At 69.8% G+C, this 21,600-nt stretch carries 20 protein-coding genes; 13 read left to right on the top strand and 7 right to left on the bottom strand.

What is annotated here, in order from left to right; genetic code table 11:
• The first annotated feature begins 117 nt into the window (after positions 1–117).
• Positions 118–1,416, top strand: coding sequence for a citrate synthase (locus ACZ7L9_RS04940; RefSeq protein WP_471412531.1), 1,299 nt, complete (start codon positions 118–120; stop codon positions 1,414–1,416).
• A 472-nt stretch (positions 1,417–1,888) separates the two neighbouring features.
• Here the strand turns inward: ACZ7L9_RS04940 and ACZ7L9_RS04935 are convergent, their stop codons facing one another.
• The 5 genes from ACZ7L9_RS04935 to ACZ7L9_RS04915 form a co-directional block, all read right to left on the bottom strand.
• Positions 1,889–4,306: a heavy metal translocating P-type ATPase gene (locus ACZ7L9_RS04935; protein WP_471412529.1), complete on the bottom strand. Its 2,418-nt coding sequence runs from the start codon at positions 4,304–4,306 to the stop codon at positions 1,889–1,891.
• Between the two features lie 130 nt (positions 4,307–4,436).
• On the bottom strand, positions 4,437–4,745 hold the full coding sequence (locus ACZ7L9_RS04930; RefSeq protein ID WP_471412528.1) for a heavy-metal-associated domain-containing protein: 309 nt from the start codon (positions 4,743–4,745) through the stop codon (positions 4,437–4,439).
• Between the two features lie 248 nt (positions 4,746–4,993).
• Positions 4,994–5,191 carry a helix-turn-helix transcriptional regulator gene (locus ACZ7L9_RS04925; RefSeq protein WP_471412527.1) on the bottom strand — a complete coding sequence of 66 codons (198 nt, stop codon included), beginning with the start codon at positions 5,189–5,191 and terminating at the stop codon, positions 4,994–4,996.
• A 217-nt stretch (positions 5,192–5,408) separates the two neighbouring features.
• Complete coding sequence (locus ACZ7L9_RS04920; protein WP_471412525.1) at positions 5,409–5,831, bottom strand: peptidoglycan-binding domain-containing protein; 423 nt, start codon at positions 5,829–5,831, stop codon at positions 5,409–5,411.
• Between the two features lie 91 nt (positions 5,832–5,922).
• Positions 5,923–6,870 carry a sugar phosphate isomerase/epimerase family protein gene (locus tag ACZ7L9_RS04915; protein ID WP_471412524.1) on the bottom strand — a complete coding sequence of 316 codons (948 nt, stop codon included), beginning with the start codon at positions 6,868–6,870 and terminating at the stop codon, positions 5,923–5,925.
• A 131-nt stretch (positions 6,871–7,001) separates the two neighbouring features.
• Between ACZ7L9_RS04915 and iolC the strand changes: the two genes are divergently transcribed.
• The 5 genes from iolC to ACZ7L9_RS04890 are packed head-to-tail and all read left to right on the top strand — an operon-like array spanning position 7,002 to position 13,238.
• Positions 7,002–8,027, top strand: a complete 1,026-nt coding sequence (iolC, locus tag ACZ7L9_RS04910; RefSeq protein WP_471412522.1) for a 5-dehydro-2-deoxygluconokinase — start codon at positions 7,002–7,004, stop codon at positions 8,025–8,027.
• Complete coding sequence (locus tag ACZ7L9_RS04905; protein ID WP_471412521.1) at positions 8,024–8,959, top strand: Cgl0159 family (beta/alpha)8-fold protein; 936 nt, start codon at positions 8,024–8,026, stop codon at positions 8,957–8,959. Before iolC ends, ACZ7L9_RS04905 begins: the two co-directional genes overlap by 4 nt.
• Entirely contained in the window at positions 8,956–9,837 is an 882-nt protein-coding gene (iolB, locus tag ACZ7L9_RS04900) for a 5-deoxy-glucuronate isomerase (RefSeq protein ID WP_471412519.1), read from the top strand. The genes ACZ7L9_RS04905 and iolB overlap by 4 nt, the downstream gene beginning before the upstream one ends.
• Complete coding sequence (gene iolD / locus ACZ7L9_RS04895) at positions 9,834–11,714, top strand: 3D-(3,5/4)-trihydroxycyclohexane-1,2-dione acylhydrolase (decyclizing) (protein WP_471412518.1); 1,881 nt, start codon at positions 9,834–9,836, stop codon at positions 11,712–11,714. Before iolB ends, iolD begins: the two co-directional genes overlap by 4 nt.
• A gap of 24 nt (positions 11,715–11,738) precedes the next feature.
• Entirely contained in the window at positions 11,739–13,238 is a 1,500-nt protein-coding gene (locus ACZ7L9_RS04890; protein WP_471412516.1) for a CoA-acylating methylmalonate-semialdehyde dehydrogenase, read from the top strand.
• Positions 13,239–13,335: 97 nt separating this feature from the next.
• Here ACZ7L9_RS04890 and ACZ7L9_RS04885 read toward each other — a convergent pair whose 3' ends face one another.
• Positions 13,336–13,755 (bottom strand): hypothetical protein, encoded by a 420-nt coding sequence (locus ACZ7L9_RS04885; protein ID WP_471412515.1) that lies wholly within the window; start codon positions 13,753–13,755, stop codon positions 13,336–13,338.
• 482 nt (positions 13,756–14,237) lie between these two features.
• Here ACZ7L9_RS04885 and ACZ7L9_RS04880 point away from each other — a divergent pair, with 482 nt between their 5' ends.
• The 5 genes from ACZ7L9_RS04880 (at position 14,238) to ACZ7L9_RS04860 (ending at position 19,374) form a co-directional block, all read left to right on the top strand.
• Positions 14,238–14,708 (top strand): transglycosylase SLT domain-containing protein, encoded by a 471-nt coding sequence (locus tag ACZ7L9_RS04880; RefSeq protein ID WP_471412513.1) that lies wholly within the window; start codon positions 14,238–14,240, stop codon positions 14,706–14,708.
• A 23-nt stretch (positions 14,709–14,731) separates the two neighbouring features.
• On the top strand, positions 14,732–14,935 hold the full coding sequence (locus tag ACZ7L9_RS04875) for a hypothetical protein (protein ID WP_471412512.1): 204 nt from the start codon (positions 14,732–14,734) through the stop codon (positions 14,933–14,935).
• 612 nt (positions 14,936–15,547) lie between these two features.
• Positions 15,548–17,230, top strand: a complete 1,683-nt coding sequence (locus ACZ7L9_RS04870) for an ABC transporter permease (RefSeq protein ID WP_471412510.1) — start codon at positions 15,548–15,550, stop codon at positions 17,228–17,230.
• Between the two features lie 39 nt (positions 17,231–17,269).
• Positions 17,270–18,688: an ABC transporter ATP-binding protein gene (locus ACZ7L9_RS04865; protein WP_471412509.1), complete on the top strand. Its 1,419-nt coding sequence runs from the start codon at positions 17,270–17,272 to the stop codon at positions 18,686–18,688.
• Between the two features lie 2 nt (positions 18,689–18,690).
• Positions 18,691–19,374 carry an MgtC/SapB family protein gene (locus ACZ7L9_RS04860; protein WP_471412508.1) on the top strand — a complete coding sequence of 228 codons (684 nt, stop codon included), beginning with the start codon at positions 18,691–18,693 and terminating at the stop codon, positions 19,372–19,374.
• A 20-nt stretch (positions 19,375–19,394) separates the two neighbouring features.
• Here the strand turns inward: ACZ7L9_RS04860 and ACZ7L9_RS04855 are convergent, their stop codons facing one another.
• Positions 19,395–19,811: an ArsR/SmtB family transcription factor gene (locus ACZ7L9_RS04855; protein WP_471412507.1), complete on the bottom strand. Its 417-nt coding sequence runs from the start codon at positions 19,809–19,811 to the stop codon at positions 19,395–19,397.
• Positions 19,812–20,027: 216 nt separating this feature from the next.
• On the opposite strand from ACZ7L9_RS04855, the gene ACZ7L9_RS04850 reads away from it, so the two are divergent.
• Together ACZ7L9_RS04850 and ACZ7L9_RS04845 are read left to right on the top strand one after the other, a co-directional pair.
• Entirely contained in the window at positions 20,028–20,606 is a 579-nt protein-coding gene (locus tag ACZ7L9_RS04850) for a DUF4291 domain-containing protein (RefSeq protein ID WP_471412506.1), read from the top strand.
• A 122-nt stretch (positions 20,607–20,728) separates the two neighbouring features.
• Entirely contained in the window at positions 20,729–21,451 is a 723-nt protein-coding gene (locus ACZ7L9_RS04845) for a DUF981 domain-containing protein (protein WP_471412505.1), read from the top strand.
• Positions 21,452–21,600: the final 149 nt, after the last annotated feature.

The following is a 21,600-nucleotide window of genomic DNA, read 5'->3' as shown; positions in this document are numbered from 1 at the left end:
CAGTGCCGCGAGTAGGTCCAATGGACGACCCCGAGTGCACTCTCCTGAGCCAAATGGGGGAGGGTGGAGACAGTCAGGGCACCTCGAAGAAGAGGCACTACGTCGGTGAGGGATGACGTGAGCGAGCACACCAACAACGCTGTAGTACTGCGGTACGGCGACGGCGAGTACACCTACCCGGTGATCGACAGCACCGTCGGCGACAAGGGCTTCGACATCGGGAAGCTCCGGGCCAATACCGGTCTGGTGACGCTGGACAGCGGATATGGCAACACCGCCGCCTATAAATCCGCCATCACCTACCTCGACGGTGAGCAGGGCATTCTGCGCTACCGCGGCTACCCCATCGAGCAGCTCGCCGAGCGCTCGACGTTCCTCGAGGTCGCGTACACGCTCATCAACGGCGAGCTTCCCAAGGTCGACGAGCTGTCGACCTTCAAGAACGAGATCACCCAGCACACGCTGCTGCACGAGGACGTCAAGCGGTTCTTCGACGGCTTCCCGCGCGACGCCCACCCGATGGCCATGCTGTCCTCGGTCGTCAGCGCACTGTCCACGTTCTACCAGGACAGCCACAACCCGTTCGACGAGGAGCAGCGCCACCTCTCGACGATCCGGCTGCTGGCCAAGCTGCCGACGATCGCGGCGTACGCCTACAAGAAGTCGATCGGCCACCCCTTCGTCTACCCGAGCAACGACCTCGGGTACGTCGAGAACTTCCTGCGCATGACCTTCTCGGTCCCCGCCCAGGAGTACGTGCCGGACCCGGTTGTCGTCTCGGCGCTGGAGAAGCTGCTCATCCTGCACGCGGACCACGAGCAGAACTGTTCGACCTCCACCGTGCGTCTGGTCGGCTCCTCGCAGGCGAACATGTTCGCCTCGATCTCCGCCGGTATCTCGGCGCTGTGGGGCCCGCTGCACGGTGGCGCCAACCAGTCGGTGCTGGAGATGCTCGAAGGCATCCAGGCCAACGGCGGCGATGTCGACTCCTTCATCCGCAAGGTGAAGAACAAGGAGGACGGCGTCCGGCTGATGGGCTTCGGCCACCGCGTCTACAAGTCCTTCGACCCGCGCGCCAAGATCATCAAGGCCGCGGCGCACGACGTGCTGTCCGCGCTCGGCAAGTCCGACGAGCTGCTCGACATCGCGCTGAAGCTGGAGGAGCACGCGCTCTCCGACGAGTACTTCGTCTCCCGCAACCTCTACCCCAACGTGGACTTCTACACGGGTCTGATCTACCGGGCCATGGGCTTCCCCACCGAGATGTTCACCGTGCTCTTCGCGCTCGGCCGGCTCCCGGGCTGGATCGCCCAGTGGCACGAGATGATCAAGGAGCCGGGTTCCCGCATTGGCCGCCCGCGCCAGATCTACACCGGCGAGGTCCTGCGCGACTTCGTCCCGGTCGAGAGCCGCTGAGTCCCGTACCGACCCCCGCACCACCCCGGCCGCTGGGCCGGTCGTCTTCGCCCCGAGTACCGCGCTTTCGCACAGAGCGCGGTGTCCGGGGCGATTTGCATTCCCGAGGGGGCACCGGCAGCGAGAAGCGCCCCGCCATCGATCCCCCCACGGGCCGACAGCGAGGCGCTTCCCATATCCCGGAGCGGATTCCCCCCACGGGATCCGGCCGGGCGTCTGTGGGAGCCGAAGCTCCTGGGCGCGCTGCGCGCTCTTCACTTGTACTTCCGGTGCGGTCTGCCGGGGTACGTACGTACGGGAGGGCCGCTCAAAGCTCCCCGGTGCACGTGCCCCGGCCAACGCTTGCCCGAAGCATCCCCCAAGACACTTCGATGGACGTCCCCCAAGACATCCCTGGCATCGCACTCTTAGACTTCCGAGCCCACCGAATGGTTACCCTGAAACCGGTGTGATCTAAATCTCTTTGTGGATGTTACGTGAAGGCGCGCAACCGTAGGCTGTTCGTCACGACGAAGACCGATGAGAAGGCCATCGCCGCTCCGGCAATCATAGGGTTGAGCAGGCCAAATGCCGCAAGGGGCAGGGCGGCTACGTTATAGCCGAATGCCCAGAAGAGGTTGCCCTTGATGGTGGTCAGGGTGCGACGGGAGAGCCTGATCGCATCAGCAGCCACCTTGAGATCTCCACGAACGAGGGTGAGATCGCCGGCCTCGATCGCGGCATCCGTACCGGTTCCCATCGCCAGGCCGAGATCGGCGGTGGCCAGGGCGGCCGCGTCATTGACCCCGTCACCGACCATGGCGACGGAGCGCCCCCGGGCCCGGAGCCGCTCGATGACATGGACCTTCTCCTCGGGCAGGACCTCGGCGTGGACCTCGTCGATCCCGACGGCGCGGGCCACGGCTTCCGCCACGGCTCGGTTGTCGCCGGTCAGCAGGACGGGATGGAGGCCGAGCGCGCGCAGTTCGGCGACGGCGTCCGCGCTGGACTCCTTGACTGCGTCGGCGACGGCGAGGACGCCGCGTGCCCGGCCGTCCCAGGCGACCGCGATCGCCGTACGACCCCGGGCCGCCTCGTCCGTCACAGCGCCGGACAGGCCCTCGGGGACGGCGATGCCCGCGTCGGCGAGCAGTTGCGGGCGGCCGACCAGTACCTGGTGGCCCTCGACCGTGCCGCGTACGCCGAGGCCCGCGACGTTGGTGAAGTCCTCGGGGGTGGGGAGAGCGGCACCGGTGCGTTCGGCGGCTCCCGCGGCGACGGCCTGTGCGATGGGGTGCTCGGAGGAGTGCTCGAGAGCGCCCGCGAGCCGCAGCACCTCGCGCTCGTCCGTACCGTCCGCCGTGTGCACGTCCAGCAGGGTCATGCGGCCGGTGGTGACCGTGCCGGTCTTGTCGAGGACGATCGTGTCGACGCGTCGGGTGGTCTCCAGGACCTCCGGGCCCTTGATCAGGATGCCGAGCTGGGCGCCGCGTCCCGTACCGACCATGAGGGCGGTGGGGGTGGCCAGGCCCAGGGCGCAGGGGCAGGCGATGATCAGTACGGCGACGGCGGCGGTGAACGCGGCCGTCACGTCGTCCGTGACCAACAGCCACCCGACCAGGGTGGCCAGCGCCAGTACCAGCACCACGGGGACGAAGACCGCGGCGATCCGGTCGGCGAGGCGCTGTACCTCGGCCTTGCCGCTCTGCGCCTCCTCGACGAGCTTCGCCATCCGGGCCAGCTGGGTGTCGGCGCCGACCCGGGTCGCCTCGACGACGAGCCGGCCGGAGGCGTTCACGGTGGCCCCGGTGACCCAGTCGCCGACGCCCACATCGACGGGGACGGACTCGCCGGTGAGCATGGAGGCGTCCACGGCAGATGTGCCCTCGACGACGGTGCCGTCGGTGGCGATCTTCTCGCCCGGGCGGACGACGAAGCGGTCGCCGACGGTGAGCCGGCCGACGGGGACGCGTACCTCCGTACCGCCCTTGAGGACGGCGACGTCCTTCGCGCCCAGGTGCATCAGTGCCCGCAGGGCGGAACCGGCCTTCCGCTTGGACTTCGCCTCCAGGTAGCGGCCCAGCAGGATGAAGGTGATGACACCGGCGGCGACCTCCAGATAGATGGTGGAGGAGGCCCCGTCGCGCGAGACGGTGAAGTCGAAGCCGTGCCGCATCCCGGTCATGCCCGCGTCGCCGAAGAACAGCGCCCACAGGGACCAGCCGAAGGCGGCGAGGGTGCCGACCGAGACCAGGGTGTCCATGGTGGCCGCGCCATGCCGGAGGTTGGCCCAGGTGGCGCGGTGGAAGGGCAGCCCGCCCCAGACGACGACGGGGGCGGCGAGGGTGAGGGAGAGCCACTGCCAGTTGTCGAACTGGAGCGCCGGGACCATCGCGAGGACGACGACCGGCGTAGCGAGGACGGCCGAGACGATCAGGCGCTGACGCAGCGAGGCGAGCGCGGCGGCGGCACGCCGCTCGGCGTGGTCGCCCTCGGCTTCGGTGCCGTCGTCGCCGGTCCCGGGTCCGGTCCCGGGTCCGGTCTCGGTCTCGGTGGCGGGTCCGGTTTCGGCGCCGCCCTCGGGGGCGCCTTCGACGGTGTCCGCGGGCTCGGCGACCGCGACCCGTGCCCCGGCGGGCGGTGCGGGCGGCGCCGGGTCGGGGCGGCGTACGGGCTGCGCCGTGTAACCGGTCTTCTCGACCGTGGCGATCAGGTCCGCCAGATCGGTCCCCGGACCGAAGGAGACGCGGGCCTTCTCGGTCGCGTAGTTCACGCTGGCGGTGACGCCGTCCATCCGGTTGAGCTTCTTCTCGACGCGGGCCGCGCAGGAGGCGCAGGTCATCCCGCCGATTGTGAGCTCTGTCCGTGAACTCTCCGCCGCCGGAGCCTCGGCGTCTGTCGCGCTGTGCATGTCCGAACTCCTGAAATGCCTGCCGGGCCGTACCCCACCAGTATCTGCTGGTCGGTCCGGCCCGGCGGCAAAGGGGGTGATGCGGGTGATTCGGTGTTTCCGGATGTGGCGGGTGGGGTCCCGATGGTGCTCAGGCCCGGCCGACGAGCTCGTAACCGGCCTCGTCCACCGCGGCGCGCACGGCGTCCTCCGCCAGCGGGGCCCGGGAGACGACGGTCACCTGGCCCGTGGAGGCGACGGCCTTCACCGAGGTGACGCCCTCGAGGCCGGAGATCTCCTTGGAGACGGCACCTTCGCAGTGGCCGCAGGTCATGCCGGACACCTGGTAGACGGTGGTCACTGCGCCCGCCCCGGCACCGCTGTCCGTGCTGCCGTGGCAGGAGCCACTCGGCGAGCAGCAGGAGCCGGTGGCCTGGGGGAGCTGGGTCTCGGCGGTCATGGTGTTCTCCTCTTCGATGAGCACGGAAGGGTGCGGCGTCAGGGGCCCCGGAGGACCCGGTGTCCCTCGACACTCTTCAGATTATACCCCTAGGGGGTATGAATGCGATGCAGGCGGTTCAGGCGGGTGTCGGAGAAGGGGTGCACACCCGGCGGAGCGGAAGGGTCGCATCCGGTGGAAGAGGAAGCCCCGTACGGCGGGCGGGTTCCTGGGTGCGCTCGCCGTACGGGGCTGCGTTTGCCGGGGGTTCAGTCCCCGCGTCCTCGGTTGCCGGGTCTTGAGGCGACCCAGGCGCGGACGGTGTCCGCGTACCAGTAGGGCTTGCCGTTCTCCACGTGGTCGGGTGACGGGAGGAGACCGTGTTTTCGGTACGAGCGGACGGTGTCCGGCTGCACCCGGATGTGCGCCGCGATGTCCTTGTAGGACCAGAGCCTTCTGTCCGTCATAACTGTCACCTCTCTGCGCCGCGGCGGCAGCCGGGAGGGCCATCGGAGGAGCCGCGGCACGGACGCTGACGATCACTCAGCCTGCGCTCGGTGCAACGAGAGGATGTGAGTCCCGGGGAGGGGCTGTCGTACGCCTGTGACGGAAAAGCCGCGTAACGCGGACATGTGTGACGAGGGGGTTACGGGAAATGGGAGGGAGAAGCGGTGCGCGCCGTGGTCACGCCGGCGGATAGGGGAGAGGCGTCGTGCGACTCGGCCCCGCGTGCCAGAGCGCCGACCAGGTTGCCGCGTCGACCAGGCCGTCCGGCCTGAGCGGCGGGTTGTCCGCCTGGAAGCGCTGCACGGCGAAGAAGGTCTGCAGTCCGAACGTTCCGTCGAGCGCGGACCACGGCAGATAGTGGCGGTTGGCCAGCATGCACTGCACCTGGGAGACCCGCTCGCCCTGCTCGCCGTAGAAGGTCGGCCCGTTGCCGTCGTAGAAGACGCAGACGGGGCTGGAGCCGGGCGGTGGCGGCGGGTTGTGCTCGTCGGCTGCGGCGGCCGAGGTGCCCGGGCCCGCGGCGAGCGCGGCGGCCAGAGCGACCGCGGCCAGGGCCGGGGCCCCGGCCGTCCTGCGGGACGACAGCATCTTCCGGATCATGGTGAGTTGCTCCTCGTGCGGCGTGGTGGGGTGCGCGGCCGGGCCTTGCACCGGCTTCTCATCGAGGACAACACCGCGTACCGCCGCTACGTCACTTCCCGGCGCGCCTCGGCGTGTCAGAGCCTGGCGGGCCGCCGCAGGTGCGGAGGAAGTCCCGGGTGCGGCGGGCGATGGGGAGGGGCTTGTCGGGCGGGCACGGATACATGTCCTGCTCGACGATGGCGAAGAGATCGACGTCCAGCTCGCGGGCGGCGGCGAGCACGGGTTCCAGTGCGGGCACCCCGCCCGGCGGTTCGCACATCACGCCGCGCGCCACGGCGGGCCCGAACGGCACCTCGTCCGCCACGACTTCGGCCAGGATCTCCGGGTCGACCTGCTTGAGGTGCAGATAGCCGATCCGTTCCCCGTACGTCTCGATCAGCTTGACGCTGTCGCCGCCGCAGTAGGCGTAGTGGCCGGTGTCGAGGCAGAGCGACACCAGGTCGGGATCGGTGGCGTCGAGGAAGCGGGCGACATTCTCCTCGCTGTCGATATGGGTGTCGGCGTGCGGATGGACGACGATGCGCAGCCCGAACCGGTCCCGCACCTCGCGGCCCAGTCGTTCCGTCAGGGTGGTGAGGTCGCGCCACTGCTCCGCGGTCAGCTCCCGGTCCTCCAGCAGCTCGCCCGTCCTGTCGTCGCGCCAGAACGACGGGATGACCACCAGATGCCCGGCGCCCATCGCCCGGGTGAGTGCCGCGATATCGGCGACATGCGCCCAGGTCCGGTCCCAGACGCCGGGGCCGTGGTGCAATCCGGTGAAGACGGTCCCGGCCGAGACCGTGAGTCCGCGGCGGCGGGTCTCGTCGGTGAGACGGGCCGGGTCGGTCGGGAGGTAGCCGTACGGACCGAGCTCGATCCACTCGTAACCCGCCGCGGAGACCTCGTCGAGGAAGCGGTGCCAGGGCACTTGCCTCGGATCGTCGGGGAACCACACCCCCCACGAGTCGGGTGCCGAACCGATGCGGATACGGGCCGGAGCCGCTGCGGAGGAGGTCATGCCGCCCAGCCTCCCGGCCCCGAGGAACCGTGTCAATGATTCGTCCGTATGTCCGGACAAAGCGTTGACAGGGGTGCGTGGGAGGGCTAGACCTGGGAGCAGCCGCCCGGTCGCCGGTCGAAGGGATGCAGATGGCTGAGCTGTACGACGTGATCACCATGGGCCGGATCGGTGTGGATCTCTACCCCCTGCAGACCGGTCGGCCACTTGCCCGGGTCGACACCTTCGGGAAGTTCCTCGGCGGATCACCCACCAATGTCGCCGTCGCCGCGGCCCGGCTCGGCCGGCGGGCCGCGGTGGTGACCCGTACCGGCCGGGACGCGTTCGGGGAGTATCTCCACCAGCAGTTGCGGGAGTTCGGGGTGGACGACCGCTGGGTGACGCCCGTCGACGCGTATCCGACGCCGGTCACCTTCTGCGAGATCTTCCCGCCCGACGACTTCCCACTCTACTTCTACCGCCGGCCCAAGGCCCCCGACCTGGAGATCCACGCTTCGGAGCTGGATCTCGACGCAATCCGCTCCGCCCGGGTCTTCTGGATGACGGGCACCGGGCTGTGCGCCGAGCCGAGCCGCGCATCGACCCTCGCCGCACTCCGCGCCCGCGACCGGTGCGGCATCACTGTCTTCGACCTCGACTGGCGCCCGATGTTCTGGGACGCCGACTCCATCACCTCCGACTCCACCACCTCCGACTCCACGCTCTCCCCCTCCACCCCGACTGCCCGCTACCGCGAGGCCCTCGCCCACGCGACCGTCGCCGTCGGAAACCTCGACGAGTGCGAGATCGCGACCGGCGAGCGCGAACCGTACGCGGCCGCCCGCGCCCTGATCGCCGCGGGCGTCGAACTGGCCGTCGTCAAACAGGGCCCCAAGGGCGTCCTCGCCGTCCACCGCGACGGCACGGTGGCCGATGTGCCGCCGCTGCCGGTCGAGGTGGTCAACGGCCTCGGCGCCGGTGACGCCTTCGGCGGAGCGCTCTGCCACGGTCTCCTCGCCGGCTGGGAGACCGAACGCGTCATGCGGTACGCCAACGCCGCCGGTGCGATCGTCGCCTCCCGGCTCGCCTGCTCGTCCGCCATGCCGTTCCCGTACGAAGTCGAAGCGGCCCTGACCGCGGGCGCCGTCACCGCCCGCCCCACCGGAGCCACCCCATGACGCCCCCGGCCTCCTCGGTCTCCGAACTCGTCCAGCTGCGCATGCGCCACCCCGAGGCCGTCGCCGAGGCCGCCGCGCACCGCCGCAGACGTCCCCTCGTCGGCGACGGCGGACGCCTGATGATCATCGCGGCGGACCATCCGGCCCGCGGCTCCCTCGCCGTCGGCGACCGCGAACTGGCCATGGCCAACCGCTTCGAGCTCCTGGAACGGCTCTGCCTCGCCCTCTCCCGCCCCGGCGTCGACGGCGTCCTCGCCACCGCCGACATCCTCGACGACCTGCTGCTGCTCGGCGCGTTGGAGAACAAGGTCGTCATCGGCTCGATGAACCGCGGCGGGCTCGCGGGCGCCGCCTTCGAACTCGACGACCGCTTCACCGGCCACCGCCCGGAGGACCTCGACCGGCTCCGTTTCGACGCGGGCAAGCTGCTCCTGCGCATCGACTACGACGACCCCGGCTCGCTCGACACCATGCACGCCACCGCCCGGGCCATCGACGCCATGGCCGCGTACCGGCTGCCGGTCTTCGTCGAGCCGTTCCTCTGCCGCCGCATGGACGGCCACGTCCGCAACGATCTCGGTGCGGAGGCGGTCACCACCTCGATCGCCATCGCTTCGGGGCTGGCCGGGACGTCCGCGTACACCTGGCTCAAGGTGCCCGTCACCGAGAACCCCGTTGACATGGCCCGGGTGATGGAGGCCTCGACGCTGCCCGCCGTGCTGCTGGGCGGCGAGGTGGGCGACGACCTGGACGGCGCGTTCGAGAAGTGGCGCACGGCGCTGCGACTGCCCACGGTCCAGGGCCTGGTGGTGGGGCGTTCGCTGCTCTACCCGGCCGACGGAGAGGTGGCCGCGGCCGTCGACACGGCCGTATCGCTGCTGGAGCCGAGAGGAACGGGCGGGGACCGGGTATCGGGTAGGGGATGGGTATGACGACGTACGAAGAACCGTGGCACCACGTCCGCGCGGGATCCACGGCGCACGGCCCCTACGCCCTCGACATCGGCCCGGAGCGCGCCGGATGGGACCGGTCGAGCCTGCGCGTGCTGGAGCTGGAGCCCGGCGGAGTTCACACACTTGTCACCGGGGAGAGCGAGTGGATCGTTCTGCCGTTGACCGGTGGCTGTACGGTGCACACCTCAGGTGAGATCTTTGAACTGCTGGGCCGGGAAAGCGTGTTCAGCGGGGTAGCCGACTTCGCCTATGTACCGCGTGACGCCCATGCACAGATCGCCTCCGGCGCAGGAGGCCGCTTCGCCCTGGCAGGAGCGAAGTGCGAGCGACGACTCCCCGCTCGCTACGGCCCCGCGCCGGAGGTACCCGTCGAGCTGCGCGGCTCCGGGAACTGCTCCCGCCAGGTCAACAATTTCGCCGCCGCCGACACCTTCGCGTGCGACCGGCTGATCGCCGTCGAGGTCCTCACCCCCGGCGGCAACTGGTCGTCCTACCCGCCGCACAAACACGACGAGCACCGCCCGGGCGCCGAATCCGTGCTGGAGGAGATCTACTACTTCGAGGTGACGGACGACGGCCTCGGCTACCACCGGGTGTCGCCGTCCCGGGCCGGCGGTACGGACGTCCTCGCCGAGGTCCGCAGCGGCGACGCGGTCCTGGTCCCCGACGGCTGGCACGGCCCGTCCATCGCCGCCCCCGGCCGCACCCTGTACTACCTCAACGTGATGGCGGGCCCGGGGGAGCAGCGGGAGTGGCTGATCACCGACCACCCCGACCACGGCTGGATCCGCGACACCTGGCCCGCCCAGCCGGTGGACCCCAGACTCCCGCTGTACGGGACGGAGGCACCCGCATGAGTACCCGCCGCCTGACCACCGCCCAGGCCCTGGTGTCCTTCCTGTCCCGCCAGTACACCGAGCGCGACGGCCGGCGGCAGCGGCTGATCGGCGCCACCTGGGGCATCTTCGGCCACGGCAACGTCGCCGGAGTCGGCCAGGCGCTCGTCGAGTCCGGCCGCGCCATGCCCTACCTCCAGGGCCGAAACGAACAGGCCATGGTGCACGCCGCCGTCGGCTACGCCCGCCGGTCCGGGCGGCTCTCCGCGCACGCGGTCACCACCTCCATCGGCCCCGGCGCCACCAATCTCGTCACCGGAGCCGCGCTCGCCACCATCAACCACCTCCCCGTCCTCCTGCTGCCCGGGGACACCTTCGCGACCCGGCCCGCCGACCCCGTGCTCCAGCAGCTCGAAGTCCCGGCCGCCGGCGACCTCTCGGTCAACGACTGTCTGCGCCCCGTCTCCCGCTACTTCGACCGGATCACCCGCCCGGAGGCCCTGATCCCGGCGGCCCTCCAGGCGATGCGGACCCTCGCCGACCCGGCGGAGACCGGCGCCGTCACCCTCGCGTTGCCGCAGGACGTACAGGCCCAGGCGTACGACTGGCCGGAGGAGTTCTTCGCCGAGCGCATCTGGTACGTACGCCGCCCCGCCCCCGATCCGCACGAGCTCGACCAAGCGGTACGGGCCGTGCGCGGCGCCCGCAGGCCGCTGATCGTGGCGGGCGGCGGCGTCCGTCACAGCGCGGCCGAGGAGGCCCTTGCCGCGTTCACCGCCGCGACCCGTATCCCCGTCGCCTCGACCCAGGCCGGCAAGGGCTCCCTGCGCCACGACCACCCCGCCGACGTGGGCGGCATCGGCCACACCGGCACCGCGACCGCCGACGAACTGGCCCGCACCGCCGACCTGGTGATCGGCATCGGCACCCGCTACTCCGACTTCACCACCGCCTCCGCCACGCTCTTCTCGAACCCGGCCGTCCGCTTTCTCAACGTCAACATCACCGGCTTCGACGCCCACAAGCTCGGCGCGCTCCCGCTCGTCGCCGACGCCCGCACCTCCCTCGAAGCCCTCACCGCCGCGCTCGCCGCACGCAACCACCGCGTCGACCCGTCCTACGAGACCGAGTACACCGAGGCCAAGGAGAAATGGGAGCAGCGTGTCACCGCCGCGTTCACCGCCGACGACCCGCACGCCCGCCCCACCCAGGTCCAGGTCCTCGGCCTGCTCGACGAGCTCGTCACCGAGGACGACATCCTGATCAACGCGGCCGGCTCGCTCCCCGGCGACCTGCACAAGCTCTGGCGGACCCGTTCCCCGCACCAGTACCACGTCGAGTACGGATACTCCTGCATGGGCTACGAGATCCCGGCCGCGATCGGGGTCCAGCTGGCCGCCCCCGGCCACCCCGTCTGGGCACTGGTCGGCGACGGCACGTATCTGATGAATCCCACCGAGATCGTCACCGCGGTGCAGCAGGAACTCCCCGTGAAGCTGGTCGTCCTCCAGAACCACGGCTACGCGTCCATCGGCGGTCTCTCCGAGACGGTCGGCGGCGAACGCTTCGGCACCGCCTACCGTCACCGCGCCGCGGACGGCGGGTTCACCGGCCCCCCGCTCCCCGTCGATCTCGCGGCCAACGCCGGTTCGCTCGGGATGCGGGTACTGCGCGCCGAGACCGTGCGTGACCTGCGCGAAGCCCTTGCCGAGGCGCGCGCCGCGGACCGTCCCACTTGTGTCTACGTCGAGACCGAAACGGCAGACACAGTGTCGGGCCCGCCTCCGGCACAGGCGTGGTGGGATGTTCCCGTAGCCGAAACGGCCACCCGGCCGTCGGCCGTGAAAGCCCGCGAAGAGTACGACCGACACGTCGCCGACCGACGCCGCCACCTCTGAAGACGCCACTGAAGGAGTTCTGTCATGAAGACCGTCAACCACTGGATCGGTGGCAAGACCGTCGAGGGCGCGTCGGGCAACTATGGCCCGGTCACCGACCCGGCCACCGGTGCCGTAACCACCCAGGTCGCGCTCGCCTCCCTCGAAGAGGTCGACGCCGCGGTGGCCGCCGCCAAGGACGCCTACGCCACCTGGGGCACTTCCTCGCTGGCCACCCGCACCGCGATCCTCTTCCGCTACCGCGCGCTGCTGGACGCCCACCGCGACGAGATCGCCGCGCTGATCACCGCCGAGCACGGCAAGGTGCACTCGGACGCGCTGGGCGAGGTCGCCCGCGGTCTGGAGATCGTCGAGCTGGCCTGCGGCATCACCACCCAGCTGAAGGGCGAGCTGTCCACCCAGGTCTCCAGCCGGGTCGACGTCTCCTCGATCCGCCAGTCGCTCGGTGTCGTCGCCGGCATCACCCCGTTCAACTTCCCGGCCATGGTGCCGATGTGGATGTTCCCGCTCGCCGTCGCCTGCGGAAACACCTTTGTGCTCAAGCCCAGCGAGAAGGACCCGTCGGCCGCCAACCTGCTGGCCGAGCTGGCCTCCGAGGCCGGTCTGCCGGACGGTGTGCTGAACGTCCTGCACGGTGACAAGGTCGCCGTCGACGGTCTCCTCGCCCACCCCGACGTGGCCGCGGTCTCCTTCGTGGGCTCCACCCCGATCGCCCGTTACATCCACACGACCGCCACCGCCAACGGCAAGCGCGTCCAGGCGCTCGGCGGCGCGAAGAACCACATGCTGGTGCTGCCGGACGCGGACCTCGACGCCGCGGCCGACGCCGCCGTCTCCGCCGCGTACGGCTCCGCCGGTGAGCGCTGCATGGCGATCTCCGCGGTCGTCGCGGTCGGCTCCATCGCCGACGAGCTCGTCGCCAAGATCAAGGAGCGCGCCGAGAAGATCAAGATCGGCCCCGGCAACGACCCCACGTCCGAGATGGGCCCGCTGATCACCGCCGCCCACCGCGACAAGGTCGCCTCCTACGTCACGGGCGCGGCCGCCCAGGGCGCCGATGTCGTCCTCGACGGCACGGGCTTCACGGTCGAGGGCTTCGAGGAAGGCCACTGGATCGGCCTCTCCCTGCTCGACAACGTGTCCACCGACTCGGACGCGTACAAGGACGAGATCTTCGGCCCGGTCCTGTGCGTCCTGCGCACCGAGACGTACGAGGAGGGCGTCGCCCTCATGAACGCCTCGCCGTTCGGCAACGGCACCGCGATCTTCACCCGCGACGGCGGCGCCGCCCGTCGCTTCCAGCTGGAGATCGAGGCCGGCATGGTCGGCGTCAACGTGCCGATCCCGGTGCCGGTCGGCTACCACTCCTTCGGTGGCTGGAAGGACTCCCTCTTCGGCGACCACCACATCTACGGCAACGACGGTGTGCACTTCTACACCCGCGGCAAGGTCGTCACCACCCGCTGGCCGGACCCGGCCGACGCCCCGGCGGGCGTGGACCTGGGCTTCCCCCGCAACCACTGATCCCTCATCAGGCCGACGGCCCGTACGGACGCATCCCCGTCCGTACGGGCCGTCGCCGCGTCCGTACGGGCCGTCGCTGTCCGGGGTAGGTGCGCTCTCACATGCGCCGCAGCCCCGCGTACTGGACCGCGCCCATGGCCGCCACGACCAGGCCCTGGAACACGATCCAGCCGTTGCCGACCGCCGTGGCGGTCAGTGCGTCCAGGGCGACGGTCACGACACCGGCCACGGCCCAGGCCGTATTCAGGGCGATGACGATGGTGACCGCGCCGCGGCTGATGTTCTCCTGCCGCGAGACGGCCAGCACCCACAGCGCGTACACCGTGAGGAAGACGCCCACCGCGTACTGGACGGGGAGCGGCACACCGAGGAACGAGTCCAGGACGGTGGCGAGCGCGAGATAGCCGATGCCGTTCGCACCGGTGAGGATCACATCTGCCACGAGGGCTCCCCGGAGAAGGCCGTCGGAGCGGGCGGTGCCCATCGCCGGGACCGTACTCGCGTTCTGGGACGACATCACTGGGTCCTCCTGTCGTTGTCATGCGGTCGCTCAGGCACATGCCTGTACGGGAACGGTAGGGACGGGCAGGCACCCGCTCAATTACCTCCGAGGTCATGGCCGCCCGGGGCGGACCGACGAGCGCGCCCGACGAAGACCTTTGCAGGGGCCGGCGATTCACTGCTCGCAGTCAATGCGGCATGCTTATTTCACATTACGGTGAGTAAATGACCCGCCCTTTATGTGGCGCAGACCACGTGACGTGCGCCACTCTTGTGGCGATTTGGCGTATATGCCGTGTGTGGTAGGCCACGTGACGGGCGTCACTATGATGAGGAATAGTAGAGATCCGGGCTGCCTTACCGGCTATCCAGGCCCATTGCTGGATCATTTCCGTCGCCATATACGATTCTTTTTAGTAAAAGGACATCATTGACCTGGATTTCCTCTTCGCATAACAATTCTTGGCATCGCCCCCCCGACAGAAGAGGAATTTCCGAATGCAGATCACCGTGATGCCCAAGAAGTTCGCCCGTATGACCCGGACCAAGAAGGCTTCGCTGGGCATGCTCGCTGCCGGTGCGGCGATCGTGGCCGGCACCGTCGCCGGCGCCCCGGGCGCCTCGGCCGCCACTCCCGCCAGGGCCGGCGGTGGCAACGTGGACACCTGGATCAGGCAGGCGCTGGAGGTCATGCGTGCGAAGGGCATCCCGGGCTCGTACGAAGGTATCCACCGCAACCTGATGCGTGAGTCCGCGGGCAACCCGAACGCCATCAACAACTGGGACTCCAACGCCGCCAAGGGCATCCCGTCCAAGGGGCTGCTCCAGGTCATCGACCCCACCTTCAACGCGTATCACGTCAGCGGCACCTCCCGGAACATCTACGACCCCGTCGCCAACATCACCGCCGCCTCCAACTACGCCGCGCACCGCTACGGTTCCATCGACAACGTCAACTCCGCCTACTGAGCGAGGCAGGGTATCCACGTCGCATGACCGTGCCGAGGGCTGTTGTGGGCCGGGACCGAAGAGAAGCCGAGGAAGGGGAGCCGTCACGGCTCCCCTTCATCGGCTTCTTCGGCTTTCTCGGCTTCTCCGACACGGCGTACGACCCCACGGCCCGCACCACGCACCCGCCCAGCAGCGCCGCACCCGTCTCGGCCCCCGCCGATGACACTCCGGCCGGGGCTGCCTGAGGCTCAACCGGCCGAGGCGTGCGCCGAGTTCGTCGCTCACGTGCAGGCTTCCGCCGCGCCCGGCGCCCGCGAGCCGTGAGGGGGTCAGGGGCGCCCGCGCGCCCGCGACCGGATCTCCGCGCTCGGACCGACCGGCGGCCGTGGTCCGGCGGTTGGCGAACTCTCCTCTTGCGCAGGGGGAGTCGACCAGGTCGTGTCACCCAATCGCTCTTATTTGCGTATCGACGCAATAAGCGGCACACTTCTCGCATCGGGCCTCCGGTGTGCGCTGCACGCCCGAGGCGGAACCGCATCACGAATGGAGGCAGTCATGGGCGCAGACCCTCCCAGTCCGTGCTGCCTCCTGGGCAGCCACTGACGCTCTCCGTCCCTCCACGCCCCCGGCGCGCGCCTTCGTGACGCTGCGGTGACCGCCGCCCCGGGCGTGCTTACCCTTCTGTTGATCCACACCGGCGGGCCCGTCCTGCCTCGTTCGGGCGGTGTGCCGTTCGCGAGCGGGGAGCGGTGGCCTGCGCACAGTGTGGGTGGAGGTCATTTGTGATGTCGTTCCGTACGGACAAGGCCCTCTCGCGCACGGCGCTGCCAACCCCTCTTCCTGGGAGCAGGCCGCGCATGTCGTGGGTGGATCTGGTGGTCGCGGCCGCTGTGCTCGTCCTGCTGTACGTGACGCTGCGGGTCGGGCAGGGGACAACGGTCTCCTTCCATCCCAATCAGTCGGTGAAGGTGAACACCGACCCCTCGCAGCTGCCCTACGACGCGGCGCGCAGCCTGCTGCGCATGTTCATCGCGCTCGCCGCCGCGACCGTCTTCACCTTCGCGTACGCCTATGCGGCGGCCAAGAGCCGCAGGCTGGAGCGGATCCTGATCCCGGCGCTGGACATCTTGCAGTCGGTGCCGGTGCTGGGCTTTCTGACCGTGGCGGTGACCGGGTTCATCGCTCTGTTTCCCGGCTCGATGCTGGGCCTGGAGTGCGCGTCGATCTTCGCGATCTTCACCTCGCAGGCGTGGAACATGACGTTCGGCTTCTATCACTCGCTGATCTCGCTGCCGCGTGAACTCGACGAGCTCTCCCGCTCGTTCCGCTTCACCCGGTGGATGCGGTTCTGGAAGGTGGAGCTGCCGTCCGGAGCGATCGGCCTGGTGTGGAACGGCATGATGAGTTTCGGCGGCGGCTGGTTCTTCCTGGTGGCGTCCGAGGCGATCAGCGTCAACAACAAGGACTACGCACTGCCCGGCGTCGGGTCCTACGCAGGTGCCGCGATCGCCGACGGTGACCTGGCCCGGGTCTGCTGGGCGATCGCCACCATGGCAGTCATGGTCATCGGTGTGAACTTCCTGTTCTGGCGCCCGCTGACCGCGTGGGCCGAGCGGTTCAAGAACGAGCAGTCCGAAGCCACCGAGGTGCAGCGCTCCGTCGTACTGGACTTCCTGCGCCGCTCCACCTGGCCGCAATTGCTGGGGCGTGTGCTGCGCCCGGCCGGGCAGGTCATCAACCGTATGGGCCGGATCTTCGGTACCGACGACCGGCCGCTGGTCTTCGACGCGGCACGGCGGCGCACCGGCGACCTCGTCTTCGCGCTGCTGGCGGGCGGACTGATCGCATGGGGCCTGTTCGATCTCGGCCGCTATCTCCACGACAGGACGGGGCTGGGGGTCTTCGGTGAACCGCTGCTGCTGGGCCTTGCGACCCTCGCCCGGGTCATCGTGCTCGTGGTTGTCGCGACGGTGATCTGGGTGCCGATCGGGGTGCGGATCGGCTTCTCACCGAAGCTGACGCGTATCGCCCAGCCCGTCGTTCAGATCCTGGCCAGTTTCCCCGCCAACTTCCTCTTCCCGCTCGCGGTCTGGTTCTTCCTCAGGACGGGGCTGTCCATCAACATCGGCGGCATCCTGCTGATGGCGCTCGGCGCACAGTGGTACATCCTGTTCAACTCGATCGCCGGCGCCATGTCGATCCCCACCGACCTGCGTGAAGCCATGGACGACCTGGGAGTACGCGGCTGGCAGCGCTGGAAGCGCCTGATCATCCCCGGAATCTTCCCGTCGTACGTGACCGGCGGCATCACCGCCTCCGGCGGTGCCTGGAACGCCTCCATCGTCGCCGAGGTCGTCACCTTCGGCGCCACCACGCTCACCGCCACCGGCCTGGGCGCCTACATCGCCGAGGCCACCGCAAGCGGTGACTTCCCGCATCTGCTGGCCGGGGTCGCGGTGATGAGCCTGTACGTCGTAGCGCTCAACCGCCTGGTGTGGCGCCGCCTGTACCGGCTGGCCGAAACCCGCTACGCCCTCTGACTTCCCCCTACCTTTCGCGAATGCCTCCTGGAGCCCCTCATGGTTCTCAACACGCTGCGCAACCTGCGCGCCAACCGCTCCTACGCCGCCGCCCTCACCGCCAAGGCCCAGCGGCCCGCCGACGGCGACATCCTGCTGGAGACCGTCGGCCTCACCAAGACCTACGCCGGCGCCGACGGCGAACTGCCCGTCCTCGGCGGCATCGACCTCAAGGTCCACGCCGGCGAGATCGTCGCCCTGCTCGGCAAGTCGGGCTCCGGCAAGTCGACACTGCTGCGCTGCCTGGCCGGCCTCATCCCGCCCAGCTCCGGCACCGCCACCTACCGCGGCGAGCCGTTGACCGGCGCCAACCCTGGTTCCGCGATGGTGTTCCAGACGTTCGCCCTGCTGCCGTGGCTCACCGTGCAGCAGAACGTCGAACTCGGCCTGGAAGCCCGGGCCGTACCCGCCGACCAGCGCGCCGAGGCTGCCGTCCAGGCCATCGACCTGATCGGTCTGGACGGCTTCGAGTCCGCCTATCCGAAGGAACTGTCCGGCGGCATGCGCCAGCGTGTCGGTTTCGCCCGCGCCCTGGTCGTCGAGCCGGATGTGCTGATGATGGACGAGCCGTTCTCCGCCCTGGACGTGCTGACCGCGGAGAATCTGCGCGGCGAACTGATGGAACTGTGGGAGTCGGGCCAGTTCCCCACCCGCGCCATCGTGTTGGTCACCCACAACATCGAAGAAGCGGTCCTGATGGCCGACCGGATCGTCGTACTCGGCTCCCGCCCCTACGGCACCATCCGGGAGACCTTCGAGGTCGGCCTGGCCCGCCCGCGCGACCGCAACTCCGACACCTTCGACGATCTCATCGACCGCGTCTACCGCACGATGACCGGACGGCCCAAGGAGACCCGGCTGCCCGGCCGCCCCGAAGGCATCGGGCCGGACAAGCGCACCGCCGCCAACACCCCCCTGCCCACAGCCGGCGTCGACGGCCTGTCCGGCCTCGCCGAAATGGTGCTGCACCGGGGCGGCAGGTGCGACCTCGCCGATCTCGCCGACCATCTCGTCCTGGAGATCGACGATGTCCTGCCGCTGGTCGACGCCCTCGAACTGCTCGGCTTCGCGAAGATCAGCGGCGACGACCTCCTCCTCACCGACACCGGCACCGCATACGCAGGAGCCGATGTCCAGCAGTCCAAGACCATCTTCGCCGAGGCCGCCCTCGGCGCCCCGCTGGTGAAACTGATCACCACCAGCCTGCGGCAGAACCCCGACGGCACCCTGCGCGCCGGATTCTTCCGCGACGTACTGGCCCACCACTTCACCAGCGAACAGGTCACCCAACAGCTGGAGGTGGCCACCGACTGGGGCCGCTACGCCGAGCTGTACTCCTACGACGCCGAACCGCAGGAATACCACCTCGACCAGGACACCCCGCACGCCGACGGCGTCCCCCCGCTCCGGAAGGAGTAGCCATGGACCCGATCACCTTCGCCATCGGCCTCGGCGCCGGCATGCTCGCCGGAGCTCTCATCGGCATCGAGCGCCAGTGGCGCCAGCGTATGGCCGGGCTGCGCACCAACACGCTCGTCGCCTCCGGCGCCGCCCTGTTCGTCCTGCTCTCCGGCTCCTTCCACGACACCTCGCCCAGCAGGATCGCCGCCCAGGTCGTCTCCGGCATCGGCTTCCTCGGCGCCGGGGTCATCCTGCGCGAGGGCCTCAACATCACCGGCATCAACACCGCTGCCACTCTGTGGTGTTCGGCCGCCGTGGGCTGCCTTGCCGGGGCCGGGATGCCCGGCTACGCCCTGGCCGGGGCCGCGGCCGTCGTGGCCGTCAACACCGCTGTGCGCAGCCTCGCTCAGCGCCTGGACCGCCAACCGGGCTCCGGCGACGAACTCCCCACCCCCTACCGTGTCGAGGCCGTGGTCGCCGCCTGCGACGAAGCCCACGTCCGGACGCTGCTCGTGCAGTCCCTCTCCGGGTCCACCGGCCGACTGCACGCCGTGCAGTCCACCGGACTTCCCGAGGAGAACCGGGTGCGCATACGCGCCGAGATCACCGTCCCGGCCGCGGACAGCACCTGCGTGGAAAGCGCCGTCGCCCGCATCAGCATGGAACCGGCGGTCGTCTCCGCGTCCTGGCGACAGACGGCGTAGGCCGTGTCCGGACCGCCCGTCTACCGCCCGGCCACCGGCCGGAGCCGGGCAGACATGGGACGGGCCCGGGCCGGCTGCTCCTGCGCGGTCGCGTCCGGCGCCTCCTGCGAGCCCCCGGAGCCGGCTGCACGCTCGGCTTCGTCCACCACCAGCGACGCCTCCTCCAACAGTCCCCGGACGTGCGCCCCGGCCGCCCGGTAGAAGATACGGGTGCCCTCGCGCCGGGAAGTGACCAGACCGGCCGCCCGCAGCCTCGCCAGATGCTGGGAGGTCGCCGCGACGTGCGCGCCCAGCATGCTCGCGAGCGTGCTCACCGGCAGCTCCCGCTGGCTCAACGTCCACAGCAGCCGGTAGCGCGTCGGATCGGCCACCGCCTTCAGCACCGCCACCGCCCGTTCGGCTCCGGCTGCGTCCCACGGCGTAACTTGCGTTTCCATGCAAGGAGCGTAACCGCTGGTACCGCAGACTGCCGGACGCCGGTGATGGCGCATGGGGTCCTGCCCCGTCCCTGCGCGGGAACGCCGAGCCGTAGAACCCCGGTGGCTCCGGTGGCCCCCGTGACCCCGTTGGCCCCGGAGGGAGATCTCCCGTACCTCGCGCACGGCGTGATATCTCGCTCGCCGCACCCGCCCGATCGCTGCTGTGATGGGGCCATGACCACCCCGACCAGGCCACAGCACGAGATCCGCGCCCAGTACACGGACACGACCATCACCGTCTACCAGGCGTACGCCCCGTTCATCGGGCTGCCTGCCGCGCGCGACGGGCGCTTCCCGGACGCCTGGAAGCGCGACCGCATGACATGGATCAAGCCGAGCTTCCTGTGGATGATGTACCGGTGCGGCTGGGCCACGAAGGAGGGGCAGGAGACCGTCCTGGCCGTCGAGATCACCCGCGAGGGCTTCGACTGGGCGCTGGCCAACTCCGAACTCTCCAACTACGTGCGGGGAGTTCACCCCGACCGCAGCACCTGGCAGCGCAGCCTGCGCCGGAGCCCGGCCCGCGTCCAGTGGGACCCCGAGCGCGACCTGCGCCTGAACAGGCTCACCTACCGTTCCCTGCAACTCGGCCTCTCCGGCGAGGCGGCGCGGCGGTACGCGGACGAGTGGACGGTCTCGATCCAGGACGTCACCCCGCTTGCCCGGCGGATCCACGAACTGGTGTCGGGCGGGCGGCTCGACGAAGCGGCGGAACTCCTGCCGCCGGAGGCGCCGTACCCCGTGGGGACGTGACCCCCGGCCCCTTCGGTGCCGAACCGGCCGTCCCCGTATCCCCGTGGGCGGCCTGGCACCCACGACTCGGGCAAAAGGGCTAATACCCCGACAATGAGCATATCGAGCATTACGCTCCGTGCATGACTCACCACGCCATCCCTCTGGCGGCATCCGGTCTGAAGATCGACTGGGCCAAGATGCCGACGTACAACACGATCATGGCGGTGGCCGCCGGAGCCGGGCTGCTGCTCGTGGTGGCGCTGGGGCGCCGGCTCCTCGCGTCCGACCGCACCATCACCCCCGAAGGCTGGGTGCTGGCGTTCGGTGCCGTCGGCTTCACGCTGGTCACCACCGGCCTCCACATGACCCTGACCTGGCCGCTCGCCGGACAGGGCTTCCCGTTCGACAACATCATCTTCGGCGAACCGGCACTGGCCTTCGGCGTCCTCCTGCTTGCCGCATCCTGCTACCTCTGGAAACGCGGTGCCGAACTCAACAGCGCCGACCGCATCGTTCACACGGCCCGAGTCGCCGCACCCATCTCCGTCTTCGTCTTCGGCCTCGGGCTCGCCTGCTTCGGGATCGCCGCCGCGGGCTGGAAGTACACCCTCTTCGCGGCGCCGCCCGAGGAACCCATCTCCGGCGAGTTCGCGAAGTGGCCGATTCTGGAGGCGAGCTTCATGTCCGGGCTGTACGTCCTCGTGGGCATCGGCGCGCTCCTGTTCCCGTTCGCCCTGCGCCGGCCCAGGAGTTGGCTGAGCCCGGTCATCGGAGTCGTCTGGGGCCTGGCCGGACTGGTGTTCCTGCTCTTCGGCGGGCTCAACTACTTCACCCACATCGGTCTCATCATCAACACCATGTGAACCGCGCAGAACCCCGGTGAGCCCGGCCAGGGCTCCTCGGCATACCGCGTACGGAGTACGGCGGTTGAGTGCCGTACGCCGAAAGAAGGCCGAAGAGTTCCCCCCGGCGGTTGCCCGCACGCGGCGGTGGTCCGCTTAAGGTCGGGAAC

The sequence above is a fragment of the Streptomyces sp. NPDC111516 genome (genome assembly GCF_055635345.1).
The sequence above is the reverse complement of the archived record's forward strand: the minus strand, read 5'-3'. Positions and strand labels throughout refer to the sequence as shown.